We start from the raw sequence: 14,872 nt of genomic DNA, 5'->3' as shown, positions 1-14,872 counted from the left end.
CTGATCAGATCGTAGGTTCTTGATTTAGTTCCATTGAATTACGCAACAAAGCCCACCAACGATGTAAATCATGACCAAACCAGTGAACAAACTCGCGATAAACGGAATGATCAGAATCGGTTTGAGGGCTTCCATGGATTGTGGAAGTTGAACCTTGTCGGCAATGAATTTTGCTGCGTAACCCGCAATGAAACCCGCTGCGATACCACCTAGGAAACCTGCGCCTGTTGAGCTAGCCAACATACCGCCGATTAGACCTGGAGCCAGACCCGGACGGTCAGCAATAGAGAATGCAATGAAACCAGCAAGAACAGGAATCATCAGTGCGAATGCAGAACCACCACCGATAGTCATCAATGCTGCTGCTAATGTGCCTTCTTCTTTAAACGCTTCGATACCGAATACGAAAGACAGTGCGATGATCAAACCACCGGCAACAACCACAGGAAGCATGTGAGATACACCTGTCATTAGGTGCTTGTACACACCTTTCTTCTCATCAGCAGGCGCTGAATTAGAAGACGCTGTGTGCTGGTATGGCTTAGCTTCTGCGAATGCTTTTTCCATCTCTTGCTTTGTTTTCTTCAAAGCAGGACCTGTTGTCGTTTTGTATAGCGCTTTGCCGTTAAAGCGATCCAGTGGAACATCGATGTCTGCTGCGATGATAACGAGGTCAGCGTCTGCGATTTCTTGGTCTGTCAGTTGGTTTTTCGCACCTACAGAGCCGCGAGTTTCCACTTTGATCTGGTGACCTAGGCGTTTGCCTTCTGCTTCCAGCGCTTCAGCAGCCATAAAGGTGTGTGCAACACCAGTCGGGCAAGCGGTAATCGCTACGATCTTTTTGCTGCCTGTACTTGCTGTTGTAGAAGGGTTTGCTGAAGTACCGGCCACTTCAACAGTGCTTTCAACTTGAGAAGCATCTAGTACCGTTGCTTCTGCTATCGCTTTCTCTAGAAATGCTTTTGCATTGGCTGTGCATTCAGAGATAGCTGCTTGGTACACTTTTTTTCCAACAAAGCGCGCTTTATCAACCTTTGTGTTGGCAGCAATAACAACAACGTCGCTGCTGTCGATCGTGTCTTGTGATACTGGAGAGTTAGGTAATACGCTAGATTGACATTCAATAGCGGCGTTCCAACCCAGTGTTTTTGAAGCTTGCTCTAACAAGCCTGCTGCGATGATGCTGTTTGCTACGCCACTTGGGCAAGCTGTGATGATGGTAATATTCATAATAATCCCTTTGTCCTATTTACTTGTGTCTAACTGACTAGTTGGAGCACTAAGCGCCTGTAATTGGATATTTTGTCGTACTGAATCCAGCTCTTGTTGGCTGGTTACACCCACGCCTACCTGTGAAACTGCTAGAGCAGATAGGGCGGTTGCGAATTGAATAAGTTCTGGTTTTGGCATCTGTTGCATGTGACCCCAACATAGGCCAGCAACTAAGGTGTCACCTGCACCTACCGTGCTTACTACTTGCATGCGCGGAGGTTGAGCGTGTAACCACTCACCTTGGTTAAGCCACATCACACCTTCAGCACCAAGTGACACAACGATGTTATCGATGCCTTTTTCACTTAGGGCTTGGCCTGCGTGTTGGCATTGGTCGCGTGTAGTTAGTTCGGCGTTGAATAACTGAGATAGCTCTTCATCGTTTGGCTTGATCAGCCATGGTTGTGCATCGAGTCCCGCTTTAAGTGCATCACGGCTGCTGTCGAATAACACTTTCTTGCCCATATCGTGAAGTTTTTGAATCCACGATGCGCATAACATAGGTGAAACGCCTTGAGGTAAGCTGCCTGCAATCACGAAATATTCGTGGTCTTCAGCTAACCCGAATAGAGTGCGCTCAAACTGCTCGATGGCAATCGGTGTTACCGCTACTCCAGGGAAGTTGATATCGCTAACTTGACCACTTTCTTCTACTAACTTCACGTTGATGCGAGTTGCGCCGTCGACACGAATAAAGCGGTCAGTTGCGCCCATCTGTTCAAACAGTTGGCAGAACGGCTCTTCGTTATTGCGACCAAGGAAACCTGTTACGGTGACTTTAGCGCCAAGCTCTGAAAGTACTTTTGCTACGTTTACGCCTTTACCCGCTGCATGCAGTGAGCTTTTGTTCACCAAGCTAACTGAACCTACGTTTAGCACATCGATGCTACCTGTCAGATCTAGAGCAGGGTTTAGGGTTACGGTAACGGCTTTGATTTGTTTATCAGACATATCGATTTCCTAACCTTCGCCAAGGCCAGAAGCGATAGCTTTGCCAATAGACTCAAGTGCTTGAGCTGCATCTTCACCTTCAGCAACAAACTGAAGCTGATGGCCGTGTTTAACGCCAAGCGCGATTACTTTCATCAAGCTCTTCGCGTTCACTTCTTTTCCATCGCCATCTAGGTTTGATACGCGGATAGTTGATTCGAACTTCTTCGCTTCAGCGACTAGCATTGCGCCCGGACGAGCGTGTAGGCCGTGTGCATTTTTGATTTTGAATACCGCGCAGTTGTCGTCGTCTTGAGAAGCTGTAGAAACCGCTTCACCTTTCAGAAGGCCAATCACTTGCGCTGCATCAGCAGTTAGCAGTTGTTGCTGTTTACCTTCGAAAACCATCTTGCTTAGGTTTGCTAGGATCGATTGGTGAGCGCTGTTACAAGCAGCAAATGCCACCAATGCTTTAACTGGTGTGCCTTCGAATTCACAATGGTTAGCTGTTGAAACGAACGATACGCCAGTGCGTGTTACGCCTTTGTCGCTGCCCAACAACCACAGGCCTTGGCCTAGGTGAGTCGGTGTTTTCGTCACTAGGTCGGCAACGAATGCGTTGTCAGTGCAACCTGTGTTCTTAAGTAGGCCGCCCGCAACTGCCGACATTTGAATCATGTCGCTTGCAGGGAACAACAGCTGAACTAAAGAAGCGTCTAGGTCGGCTTCTAGTTGAACTTCGCCGTTAAGTAGGGCGATGATTTCGTCTTCTGATTTCGCTTGCTTTAATTTCTCTTCAACGCCGTCAGCCGCTAGCACTTTCGTTAGTTGCTTAAGAATGCCTAAGTGCTCGTCAGATTTAGCTGCAATACCAATTGCTACGTAAACACGGTTGCCGTCTGCCCAATCAATACCTTCAGGGAAGTGGTGTACCGCAACGCCTGTCTCTTTTACTAGGCCACGAGTGTCAGTGGTGCCGTGAGGAATCGCGATGCCGTTACCTAGGAACGTTGAGTTCTGGTTTTCACGGTTCAGCATTCCTTCAACGTAACCAGAGTCAACTAAACCTTTCGCGGTTAGGTCGCCAGCAATGTTCTGGATAGCTTTGAATTTGTCATCGGCCGTTTGACCAAGAGTGATGTCAGATTTTGATAATTTAAGCATGGTGCCTCTTTAGCGTATCGCTTGAGAATTTGTGTATCGCTACGATTCAGTCTAGAGCAAGAATTAGTGAACTTTACTCGTTGCTTTGCTCTTTGTTTTACTTTAGCTGAATCGGTTCAGCATTCAGTGTAAAAAAATTCAGCAAAGCCGATTTTGGTTTTCAAAATAGTTTTGCTGCGTGTCGTAATTTCAGTTTCGTTAATAACGAGAAGTTGAATCACAACAAATGACGCTCAATCCATTCAAAAGGATGATTGAAGTCACTTTTCAGATTTTGCTGAATCCTTTCAGCTTTTATACTGAATCGATTCAGCATATAATTCAACTAATCCGAGGATCAGATCATTGGTTATATGATCCTACGCACAAAATACAGGTCACCCATATGACACTTGATGAAATTGCTAAATTGGCTGGAGTATCGAAAACCACGGCCAGTTATGTCATCAACGGCAAGGCGCAGAAATACAGAATCAGTGAAAAGACGCAGCAGAAAGTCATGGCGGTGGTGGAAGAGTATAACTACCAACCAGACCATGCTGCTTCGTCGCTGCGTGCTGGTAATAGCCGTTCATTTGGTTTGATTATTCCTGATCTGGAAAACAGCAGTTACGCGCGTTTAGCAAAATTGATAGAGCAGAACTCACGTAAAGTGGGCTACCAGATTTTGATTGGTTGCTCTGATGATGATGCTGAAACTGAACGTAAAGTCGCTGAAGCTTTGGTGAGCCGTCGTATTGATGCCTTGCTGGTGGCGAGTTCAATGCCGGACGCCAACGAGTTCTACTTGAAGCTGCAAAACTCAGGTACCCCAGTAATTGCGATTGACCGTCCGTTAGACGATGAGCATTTTGCTTGCGTGATCAGTGAAGATTTCGAAGCAGCATTTGAACTGACGCATTCAATTCTTGATGACAGCATTCACAGTGTTGGCTTGATAGGTGCACTACCTGATTTAAATATCTCACGTGAACGTCAGCTGGGTTTTGAAGCGGCGAATAAAGCACATACTCAACAAACAAGGCTAGCGGAAAGCAAGCCGATGGTTGTGGGTTATGGCGAGCACTTTGATAGAGAATCTGGACGCGAGGTTTTTGAAGAGTGGATTGCAAAAGGCACAATTCCTGATGCGATCGTGACTATGTCTTACACCTTATTAGAGGGTGTGCTTGATGTGATGGTTGAAAAGCCAGAGCTGATCAATCAAGTCAAATTGGCAACCTTTGGTGATAACCGACTGCTCGACTTCCTGCCTTTCAAAGTCCATTCGTTGCCGCAGCAGTTTGAAGTGATTGCTGATAGTGCTTTTGCTTTGGCGTTAAATGCATCGGCTAAGCGTTATCAAGCGGGTATTGAACTCGTGCCGAGAAGCTTAGTAAAACGAGGCTAGCTCGAGTTTTACTGTTAGCTAGAAGCCTCGCGTTTAGCTCGAGCTTGGAATTAACTCGAACCTGTAATTAACTCGAACTTGGATTTAACTCGAGCTAAGCAATAAGCCCAACTCTACAATGGCAACAATGCTGAGCAACAAGGCTAGCACCTTCCAAAACTGGATCGGGTTTCGGTTTATCAAAGGTTGCTTGGCTTTGCTTTTGACCAAGCTTTGGTTTGGTGTGTAGAGGTCTGCCACAAAATCCCCCAACACTTGATGACGTTCGCTTGGCGACTCCGCGCAGGCTTTTTGTAACACCAAATCCACCCAGCTTGGTAAGTCCGCTCGTTTCTGAGTGATGGGTTGGTATTCCCATTGATGGTGGTGAGATTGCTTAAGCGATTGCGCGGTCATTTCAGAGTAGGGCAATTCACCGGTTAGCATCTCATAGCCGATCACGGCGATAGAGAACAGATCTGAGCTTGTGGTCGCGCTGTTATGTTTGATGGTCTCGGGTGCAATGTAATTGACCGCACCTAATGGAGTGTCATCTTTGTCTGCGAGCTCTCCCTCTTCAAGTCCTCTGACTAATACAGCGCCAAGGTCGATGATTTTTATCTCACCATCATGTTGAAGCATAATGTTCTCGGGCTTTAAGTCTCGGTGCACCATATCTGCGCGTTGTAATACTCGAATACCTTGTGTGATTTTTTCTAGTATGTCGCGTACTTCATTGAGTGACGGTTTTGGATTGTCGTACATCCATTGTCTTAGCGTGATGCCTTCTACCCATTCGCAGATTTGATATAAAAATTGCGAGTTCTCTGGTGTCGGGTAGACCTTCATTACTTTCTTATTGTTTAGCAAGATCCCCGCCCATTGTTCATTAAAGAAAGCTCTCAGTTGCGAAGGGCTATCATGATATTGGACGGAAGGGACTTTCAGCACGAACTCGGTTTGTGTCTCTTTCTGCATCACACGATACACATGGCTTCTAGAGCCTGCATACAACACCTCAAGCACCATAAAGTTGTCGATACTTTGCCCGAGCTTTAACGCGGGTGGGATGGCACGTTTAGCCAGCTTTTCATGGAACTCAATGAGCGAAGGTTTAGGTAGATGGCTGACTTGCACAATCAAACAGCTCACGTTGTCTGAGCTATTGTGGCTTAAAGCAGTGTTACAGATGGTTTGTGCTGCGTATTCAAAATCCGCTACAGGCTTATCGATGTGTTCTTTGAAAGTATTGGGAGCAACAAACTCGTGCACGCCGTCAGAGGTCAGGATAAAGCAGTCGTTTTTCTTGATAGGCAGGGTTTGATAGTCAACGTTGAGTTGATTATCCATCCCCAAAGCTCGCGTTAGGTAATGTTTCTGTCCCATGTTCTTACGAGTGTGGTCACGGGTCAGTTGGCGTAATTCCCCATCTCTTAGTAAGTAAATGCGACTGTCGCCAACGTGGAATATATGCGCGGTGTTCGATTTCAATATCACGCTGCTAAAGGTGGAAACGAGCGCATTATGGTTCACTTGTTGTGCGGGATGAATATTAGAAACAGACGTGTTGAAGAGCCAAGAATTGAGTGAGGTTAAGACCTTTTGTGCCGAACGTTGAATGCTCCAGCTATTTGGAGTGGCGTAATAGTCGTCGATAAACTGCATCACGCTGGTGTGACTGGCTTTCTGGCCGTGTTCACTGCAACTCGCGCCGTCTGCTATGCAGGCGACACTGCCTTTCAACTCTTGCTCAGCACGAGTCTTCGGGTGTTTTACAATGATGGCATCTTGATTTTCATCACGTATGCCTTTATTCGAATAACCACCAAACTTGAGTGTGAGCTGGTTGTTTGATTCCGGCGTGACGACTTGCCCTTGGCTGAATGAAATTGTCATAACTGGTCTTCTTTTTAACTGGCTGTCTTCTCATTTGCTTGAGAGCACATCTGAGGAAGAACAAAAGCCCTAGTGAACCTAGAGCCTTTGAACGCAGTACCAAAGTGGTGAAACACACCTCGGTACTACTCCCGATTCAATGAGTGGTTAGCTCGATACGTTAATCAAGGTCACGCTACCGTCGTCATTCACTTCAGCAATTTGGCCGTTAGGCTCTTCCATGAACATCAGAGTAACGAAGCCTAATACCGCTGTTCCTGCAATCACTAAGAAGAACGTTTGGTAGCTCACGAATGACAACACAGTTAGGTAAACTACTGCACCCACGTTACCGTAAGCACCTGTCATACCAGCAATCTGACCTGTCATACGACGCTTGATTAGAGGAACTGTTGCGAATACTGCACCTTCACCCGCTTGCACGAAGAAAGAACACGCCATCGCTGCGACAACCGCTAGCCATACAGGCCATGTGCTGTCGACTTGACCCATTGCAAAGTAACCCACAGCAAGACCAATCGTTAGAATAAGCAGTGTTGGTTTACGACCGAATTTATCTGAAATCCAACCACCACCTGGGCGAGACATTAGGTTCATAAAGGCATAAGCCGATGCAACCATACCTGCAAGAACTGGTGTTAATTCAAAGGTGTCAGAGAAGAACAGTGGCAGCATAGAAACAACAGCCAGTTCAGAACCAAATGTCGCGAAGTACAATACGTTAAGTACCGCAACTTGCTTGAATTTGTACTGGTGAATCTCTGGTACTTCTTCTTTAAATACGTTCTTGTTTACTTTCCAAACTTGCGACACTTCGTACACGTAAAGTGCGGCTAAACCTGCATACACAGAGTAAACCGCCATGTCAGATAACATGTTGATGTTGCTTGGTGATAGCTTCCAAGTCAGTAGCGCTAAAGCGGCATACATTGGGATCTTCATAATAAGTAGGAAGAAAAAGTCACCCTTTGATGTCACTTCCATCGCTGTTACTTGAGCTGGTTTGAAGTAAGTAGAACCTTTTGGTGTATCCGTTACGTTTTTGTAGAACACAAACGAGAACGCTAAGCTCATTACGCCAGTAATACCAACCGCATAACGCCAGCCGTCTTCACCACCAAACGCTAGAGCGAGAGTTGGAAGGGTAAACGCTGCTGCTGCTGAACCGAAGTTACCCCAACCGCCGTAAATACCTTCTGCAGTACCCAGCTCGTTGTGTGGAAACCATTCAGATACAAGACGAATACCGACAACGAAACCTGCACCAATGAAGCCCAGTAGGAAACGAGCGATGGCCGCTTGAATGAAAGAGTCTGCCATAGCGAACATGAAACAAGGGATAGAACAGACCGCGAGTAGCGAAGAGTAGACCAACCTTGGGCCGTATCGGTCGGTTAACATACCAATGGCGACACGCGCCGGAATGGTCAATGCAACGTTGAGGATCAGCAGTGTTTTGATCTCTTCAGTGGAAAGACCAAGCGACGTTTTTACCATTTGCAGTAGTGGGGCAAAGTTGAACCACACAACAAAGGTGATAAAAAAGGCCATCCAACTTAGGTGTAAGGTTTTCATCTTACCCGTAAATGAAAGCAGCGAAAATTTTGTGTTATCCATGGTTTAAATCCTTTAAATCTGGAAAATTACCCGGCTTTAGCTCGTGCGTTACTTCCGAAATTCGAACGCATTCATGTGGCTAAACCCTGTGCCGAAATTGCTCACGCCTATAAAGCGTTTACATGATGATGTCGGCGATTAGTTAACTGGCGATAGCAAGCGGTGCGAGAACCTGAACCTGTTCTCCTTGCTTGCGAACTTCAAATTTCACGAGCTTGAGATCGGGTTGTTCAAGGCACGCGCCAGTTTCTAAGTGGTAATGCTGCTTGTATAAGGGTGAGGCTACGTAAGGCTCACCGCTTAATGAACCAATGATACCACGTGACATCACATTCGCCTTGCCAACAGGATCGTAATTAGAGAGTCCATAAAGCGTGTCACTGCGCTTGCAGTAAAAAATAGCCACTTGGTTATCGTCTACTTTGGCGCAAATACCACCGTTTGGGGTTAGGTCCCGGGTGTTGCATACGGTTGTCCAATTTTCCATGACTTTCTCCTAGTCAAAACATAAAACTAATAATCAATTTAATTAGGGTGATAGCCGACAGCAGTTTTCTTGGGCTGCGCCACTGTCGACTATCGATATTGGGTTTAGTTGTTACTGATTCACTCACCAACCATTCGGCTTACGAAACTTCCGTGACTTCGATTTGGTCAGCCTTGGTTAGCATTTCATCGCGTTGTGAATCTGAAGAAGAGCTCAAGCTCGGCTTAGGAAAACGCTGCTCTCGTTCTTTGATGAATGACAGGCTAGAGTCCATTTCTTCGCTGTTGATGTAGTGCTGGAAACGCTTCATTTTTTCAGGGTTTTCGATGGTGGTTTTCCACTCACATTGGTATTTTTCGATGTTAAGGGCGATATCGGCTTCAAGTTCTTCAGCAACGTTGAGCTTGTCTTCAATCACGACTTGCTTGAGGTATTCAATGCCGCCTTCAAGGTTTTCCATCCATACCGATGTACGCTGTAGGCGATCCGCGGTACGTGTGTAAAACATCAGAATGCGGTCGATGTATTGCAGCAGGGTGGTTTCATCAAGGTCGGTCGCGAAAAGGTCACCATGGCGAGGGCGCATACCGCCGTTACCACAGATGTAGAGGTTCCAACCTTTGTCGGTTGCGATAATGCCAAAGTCTTTTGATTGGGCTTCTGCACATTCACGAGTACAGCCAGAAACCGCAAACTTGATCTTGTGGGGTGAGCGCAAGCCTTTGTAGCGGTTCTCTAGTCGAATCGCTAAGCCAACACTGTCGTCGACACCGTATCGGCACCATGTGCTACCGACACACGATTTCACGGTACGAACTGACTTACCGTAGGCATGGCCCGTTTCAAAACCCGCATCAATCAGCTTTTTCCAGATGATTGGCAGTTCGTTAAGTTGCGCGCCAAACAAGTCGACACGCTGACCACCGGTGATCTTGGTGTAAAGGTCGAATTCTTTAGCGACTTCGCCAAGCACGATTAGTCTATCGGGTGTGATTTCACCGCCAGCAATACGCGGAACCACAGAGTAGGTGCCGTCTTTTTGCATGTTACCGAGGTAGATGTCGTTGGTGTCTTGCAGTTCTATGTGTTGATCTTCAAGGATGTAATCGTTCCAGTACGAAGCCAGAATCGAACCGACAGCCGGTTTACACACAGTACAGCCCAATCCGTTTCCGTGAGAATCTAACAGCTCATCGAAGGTCTTGATTTTGTTGACGCGGATGATGTCAGTTAGCTCTTGGCGAGAATACGCAAAGTGCTCACAGATATCGTTAGAGACTTCCACACCTAGGTTACTTAGCTCGCTATCGAGAACCTGTTTAGCAAGGGCAGAACAACCGCCACAACCTGTTGAAGCATTCGTGGTTTCTTTCAATGCAGCCATCGTGGTGCAACCCGCTGAAACCGCGTCTTTAATGTCGCCTTTGGTCACATCGAAACATGAACAAATCACAGCGCTATCCGGCAGAGCTTCAACACCCATTGCCGAACCTGAATCATCGGCCACGTTAGGTAAAATCAATACCGATGGGTTTTCAGGAAGGGGCATATCGTTTTGTTTGATTTGCAGTAGCGAACCGTAAGCCTCTGCATCACCGACCAATACTGCACCGACAATCTTTGTGCCGTCTGCCGAGATGATCAGGCGCTTATAAACTTGTTCAATTTCATCGTTGTAGGTATACGACTGAGCGCCTTCCGTCTTGCCATGTACTTCACCAATACTGGCCACATCAACACCAAGCAGTTTGAGCTTGGTGCTCATGTCGGCACCAGTAAATGCAGCATCGTCAGTGCCGCTGGAGACAATATGCGAAGCCGCGACTTTCGCCATGGAGTAACCAGGGGCGACTAAGCCGAAGATCTTGTTGTCCCAAAGCGCACACTCACCAATCGCATACACGTTGTCGATGTTAGTTTGGCAGTGATCATTAATCACGATGCCGCCACGTTCACCAATGGCAATATCAGAGCTGCGAGCTAGAGCATCTTGAGGGCGAATACCTGCAGAGAACACGATCATATCGGTTTCAAGGTGGGTGCCGTCTGCAAAGTTCATTCTGTAGCGAGCGTTCTCACCCGCGACTATCTCAGAGGTGGCCTTCTCGGTGTGAACTTGCACCCCAAGGTCTTCAATCTTTCTGCGCAGTAGGGCACCGCCACCGTCATCTAATTGAACGGCCATCAGGCGAGGTGCAAATTCAACCACATGGGTTTCCAAGCCAAGGTTTTTGACTGCGTTTGCGGCTTCTAAGCCAAGCAGACCACCGCCAATCACTACACCAGATTTGCTGCCTTTGCTAGATAGTTCAATGGCGTCTAGATCTTCGATGGTGCGATAAACGTGGCAGTGTTCTTGGTCGTTACCGGGAATAGGGGGAACAAAAGGGAATGAACCGGTCGCCAGAATCAAGGTGTCATAACTCTCGGTATGTCCCGATTCAGTCACAACGCACTTATTTTCAGTATCTAGTTGAGCGACTTTCGCGTTGAGAAGGTAATTGACGCCATTGCTTTGGTAATACTCTTCGCTGGTTAATGCCAAATCATCAGCATTTCCGCGCTTGAAGTAAGCGGTCAACTGAACACGGTCGTATGCCAACCTTGGCTCTTCACTGAAAGTAATAACATCAAACTCATCACTCTCTGATTGCAGGATGTTGTCGATAAATTTGTGTCCAACCATGCCGTTACCAACAACGACGATTTTCTTCTTGCTCATAATCCATTCCTTATTCTCGGCGTCACCATCACTAGCATCTAATTTCTAGTCGTTAGCAGATGAATACCGGGTTGAGATTCCACTCAATTCATAATCATCAAGAAAAACAAAAATGTTTTTTCTAAGTCTTGGTTTCTAGTGGAGCAAGGAGGGTGCCAGATTGCGAGTTGTTCATTTAAATAAAATTTAATCCATATATTTCAAATATTTAAAAATCTGAGGTGGCACGTAATTACCCCTAAAGTGGTATGTAAAATTTTTGTTAGATTTATATAAATGAGCATTTGTGGTGCAACTTTCTGCAAGATGGTGCAAAAGTTAAGTTTCTATCTTGGCTAAGTTCGATTTTGTTCAGCGTTGATATTTTTTATTTTATTAAGTTGTTGTTTTTTAAACGATAATATTTCAATTCGGTCGGCTGGTGTTAAGTGGCGTGCTATTTGCTTGGTTTGAGTTATTACAATTATGGATAATTGAGCGAGAAACGGATGACCGATTCAAACAGCGGCTGGATAAAATCAACCTGTGCTTATTGTGGTGTAGGGTGTGGAATAGAAGCGAGACCGACATCGCTAGGGAAACTAGAAGTACGTGGTGATAAAGACCACCCGTCAAATTACGGAAAGCTATGTACTAAAGGGATTGCGCTTGGCGACACCGTCACGCCTTTAGGACGCCTAACACAGCCTGCTCATATTCAGAATGAGCAAAAACAAGAGCTGGATTGGAACAATGCAACTCAGTTGGTCGCAGACAAATTCAATCAAACCATCGAAGAATTTGGGGCCGATTCGGTTGCGTTCTATGTTTCTGGTCAGCTGCTTACCGAAGACTATTATGTTGCCAATAAACTGATGAAAGGCTTCATCGGCAGTGGCAACATCGACAGTAACTCTCGCCTTTGCATGGCTTCAACCGTGGTCGGGCATAAGCGAGCATTTGGCGCAGACACAGTACCTGTCTGTTATGAAGATCTCGAGCAAGCCGATCTAGTCGTGATTACAGGCTCCAACCTAGCATGGTGTCACCCGGTACTTTTCCAAAGGTTAAGAGCCGCAAAACAAGCCAACCCTGCATTGAAAGTCATCGTCATCGACCCGCGTTATACCGACACCTGTGAAATCGCAGACATTCACTTGGCATTGGAATCAGGCTCAGACGTGGCGTTGTTTAACGGCTTATTAGGCTACCTCGACGATAACGACAAGCTAGATTCAGACTACATAGAAAACCACACTCAAGGCTTTACTGAGTCGATTCGATCTGCAACTCAATATCGTTACACCGAATCAGGCTGGGGCGACAAAAGTGTTCCTGAGCTCACAGGGTTATCAGAGCAGCAGCTAAAACAGTTCTACAGTTTGTTTGCATCGAATGAGAAGGTGCTGACCATTTACTCCCAAGGCGTGAACCAATCGACACAAGGGTGTGACAAGGTGAATGCCATTATTAACTGCCATTTAGCGACCGGAAAAATCGGCAAGCCGGGTATGGGGCCATTCTCAGTAACGGGCCAGCCGAACGCGATGGGCGGACGTGAGGTGGGCGGTTTAGCCAATACTTTAGCAGCGCACTTTGAATTTGGTGATCCGCAATCACACCAAACGGTGAGCGAGTTCTGGCAAACCGACAGCTTAGCCACACATGCGGGTTTAAAAGCGATTGACCTGTTTGATGCCATGAATGAAGGCAAAATCAAGGCGGTGTGGATCATGGCGACTAACCCAGTTGTGAGTTTGCCAGATAGCGAAAAGATCAAAGCCGCATTAGAGAAGTGCCCATTTGTGGTGGTGTCGGATTGTATTGCCGATACTGAGACCACTCGCTTGGCTGATGTGGTGTTGCCCGCGCAAGGGTGGAGCGAGAAGTCGGGCACCGTGACTAACTCTGAGCGTCGAATCTCACGCCAACGCCGTATATTACCAAGCCCAGGGGAAGCCAAACCCGATTGGTGGATATTAAAAGAAGTCGCGCAAAAAATGGGATTCAAAGAGCAATTCGAGTTCCGCCACGAAGGCGAGATCTTCAAAGAGTATTGCGAGATGACAGCGCTCGGCAATGAAACAGGTAAAGAGCGTGACTTGTGCTTAATTGGACTCACGCAACTGGATGAGAAAGGTTATGGCGAACTCACTCCACAGCAATGGCCAGTATTAGAGTATCAACCAGAGATCATTGAGCAGCGCATGTTCACCAATGGCGAGTTCTTTACTGAATCAGGCAAAGCGCAGTTTATTGCAGTTGAGCACGACAAACCGATTGCCGATACCAGCCTGGAATTCCCGCTTATCATGAACACAGGTCGAATCCGAGACCAATGGCACACTATGAGCCGCACAGGTTTGGCGGCAGGCTTAGGTGAACACACCCCAGAACCGTTTGTCGCCATGCACCCAGATACGGTTTCAGAACTGAACTTGGATGAATTCGGGCTAGATGCGTTTAACCACGCGACCATTAATCCTGTGGTGAAAGTGCGCAGCGCACAAGGGGAGTGCCAAGCCCGCTTAGTAGTGACCAAAGAGATGCGCCGTGAACAAGTCTTCATGCCGATTCATTGGAACGCACCGACCGCCAAAGACAGCAAACCATGCGACCTGATCTTGCCGCATACCGATGCGGCATCAGGTCAGCCAGAGTTCAAACATACCCCAGTAGTGGTTGAACCATGTGGTTATCGCAGTGAAGCCGCCTTGGTCAGCGACAAGGTGATGGACTGCAGTGGCTTTGATTACTGGGTACGCCAAAGAGTGGAGGGCGGTTTTCTGTATCGCATCTCATCATCCAAGAACCCAATGGAGCTGGTGATTCAACTGGCCAACACACTCGATGCCTTGCCAGAACCTAACGCTGAGGCAATCAAGTCACTCCATTACCACGGCAATAAGTCATTCAAGAACTACGGTTCTGCCAAACTGGGTCAGTCTGGCGTAAAGCAAGCCTTTGTGGTGAACAGTAAGCTAGACCATCAAAGCATCGACTGGCTAGTGGAGTGCCTAACCCGAGAAGCCGATGAAGAGTTTGAAGCCGAGTTTTTGAGTACCATGGCGAAGTAGTTACTGCCTCTCACTTATCCATACCTATAACAAAAACGCCGACAATCATGTCGGCGTTTTTGTTTGAAAACGCGATTCCCAAGATAAAACCTTCATTGCCTGAACTGCGGTGTACTCACATATTGGGGAGTTTTCTGCATTTTGCCGAAACTATATGGAAAATTTCTGCTTTTTGTCATGTTTGATACGAATAAAAGTAGGTAAGATGATGTTATTAAATGAGTTATTTGGCTAAGTGCAGCGAGTCTTGGAAACTAGACAGAATTGTTTCAGGGACAAAATGCAGAATTATTCTGTCTAATATAGCTGTTGAACTAAGCCGCTTCGCGGAGGGCTTTCCTCTCACTTACCTGATAGAC

The 14,872-nt window shown here is 46.7% G+C and carries 8 protein-coding genes and 1 pseudogene; 2 read left to right on the top strand and 7 right to left on the bottom strand.

Annotated elements, in window-relative coordinates; all coding sequences use genetic code 11:
* Window positions 1–51: 51 nt before the first annotated feature.
* The 3 genes and pseudogenes from AB6E08_RS20405 to fruB all read right to left on the bottom strand — a co-directional run.
* Window positions 52–1,230: pseudogene (locus tag AB6E08_RS20405) on the bottom strand (PTS fructose-like transporter subunit IIB); the annotation flags it as partial.
* 15 nt (window positions 1,231–1,245) lie between these two features.
* On the bottom strand, window positions 1,246–2,223 hold the full coding sequence (gene pfkB, locus AB6E08_RS20400; RefSeq protein ID WP_009844884.1) for a 1-phosphofructokinase: 978 nt from the start codon (window positions 2,221–2,223) through the stop codon (window positions 1,246–1,248).
* Between the two features lie 9 nt (window positions 2,224–2,232).
* Window positions 2,233–3,366 (bottom strand): fused PTS fructose transporter subunit IIA/HPr protein, encoded by a 1,134-nt coding sequence (fruB, locus tag AB6E08_RS20395; RefSeq protein ID WP_114635482.1) that lies wholly within the window; start codon window positions 3,364–3,366, stop codon window positions 2,233–2,235.
* 385 nt (window positions 3,367–3,751) lie between these two features.
* Between fruB and cra the strand changes: the two genes are divergently transcribed.
* A complete protein-coding gene (cra, locus tag AB6E08_RS20390) occupies window positions 3,752–4,756 on the top strand; it encodes a catabolite repressor/activator (RefSeq protein WP_372067342.1) in 1,005 nt (334 codons plus the stop codon).
* Between the two features lie 84 nt (window positions 4,757–4,840).
* Here cra and AB6E08_RS20385 read toward each other — a convergent pair whose 3' ends face one another.
* From AB6E08_RS20385 to nirB, 4 genes are all read right to left on the bottom strand, one after another.
* Window positions 4,841–6,631, bottom strand: a complete 1,791-nt coding sequence (locus AB6E08_RS20385) for a protein kinase domain-containing protein (RefSeq protein ID WP_372067345.1) — start codon at window positions 6,629–6,631, stop codon at window positions 4,841–4,843.
* Between the two features lie 147 nt (window positions 6,632–6,778).
* Window positions 6,779–8,248, bottom strand: a complete 1,470-nt coding sequence (locus AB6E08_RS20380; RefSeq protein WP_009844888.1) for a NarK family nitrate/nitrite MFS transporter — start codon at window positions 8,246–8,248, stop codon at window positions 6,779–6,781.
* A gap of 142 nt (window positions 8,249–8,390) precedes the next feature.
* Window positions 8,391–8,735 (bottom strand): nitrite reductase small subunit NirD, encoded by a 345-nt coding sequence (gene nirD, locus AB6E08_RS20375; protein WP_004730303.1) that lies wholly within the window; start codon window positions 8,733–8,735, stop codon window positions 8,391–8,393.
* Window positions 8,736–8,874: 139 nt separating this feature from the next.
* Window positions 8,875–11,457: a nitrite reductase large subunit NirB gene (gene nirB, locus AB6E08_RS20370; protein ID WP_372067348.1), complete on the bottom strand. Its 2,583-nt coding sequence runs from the start codon at window positions 11,455–11,457 to the stop codon at window positions 8,875–8,877.
* 473 nt (window positions 11,458–11,930) lie between these two features.
* On the opposite strand from nirB, the gene AB6E08_RS20365 reads away from it, so the two are divergent.
* On the top strand, window positions 11,931–14,513 hold the full coding sequence (locus AB6E08_RS20365; protein ID WP_372067351.1) for a molybdopterin oxidoreductase family protein: 2,583 nt from the start codon (window positions 11,931–11,933) through the stop codon (window positions 14,511–14,513).
* Window positions 14,514–14,872: the final 359 nt, after the last annotated feature.

The sequence above is a fragment of the Vibrio sp. 10N.247.310.24 genome (assembly GCF_041467175.1).
Lineage (GTDB): Bacteria > Pseudomonadota > Gammaproteobacteria > Enterobacterales > Vibrionaceae > Vibrio > Vibrio tasmaniensis_A.
Note: the sequence above shows the minus strand (reverse complement) of the source record. Positions and strands in the feature narration are given on the sequence as shown.

Excerpts from the sequence above, each read along its gene's own strand:
- pfkB (WP_009844884.1), bottom strand. The coding sequence starts at position 2,223 with ATGTCTGATAAACAAATCAAAGCCGTTACCGTAACCCTAAACCCTGCT.
- fruB (WP_114635482.1), bottom strand. The coding sequence starts at position 3,366 with ATGCTTAAATTATCAAAATCTGACATCACTCTTGGTCAAACGGCCGAT.
- cra (WP_372067342.1), top strand. The coding sequence starts at position 3,752 with ATGACACTTGATGAAATTGCTAAATTGGCTGGAGTATCGAAAACCACG.
- AB6E08_RS20385 (WP_372067345.1), bottom strand. The coding sequence starts at position 6,631 with ATGACAATTTCATTCAGCCAAGGGCAAGTCGTCACGCCGGAATCAAAC.
- AB6E08_RS20380 (WP_009844888.1), bottom strand. The coding sequence starts at position 8,248 with ATGGATAACACAAAATTTTCGCTGCTTTCATTTACGGGTAAGATGAAA.
- nirD (WP_004730303.1), bottom strand. The coding sequence starts at position 8,735 with ATGGAAAATTGGACAACCGTATGCAACACCCGGGACCTAACCCCAAAC.
- nirB (WP_372067348.1), bottom strand. The coding sequence starts at position 11,457 with ATGAGCAAGAAGAAAATCGTCGTTGTTGGTAACGGCATGGTTGGACAC.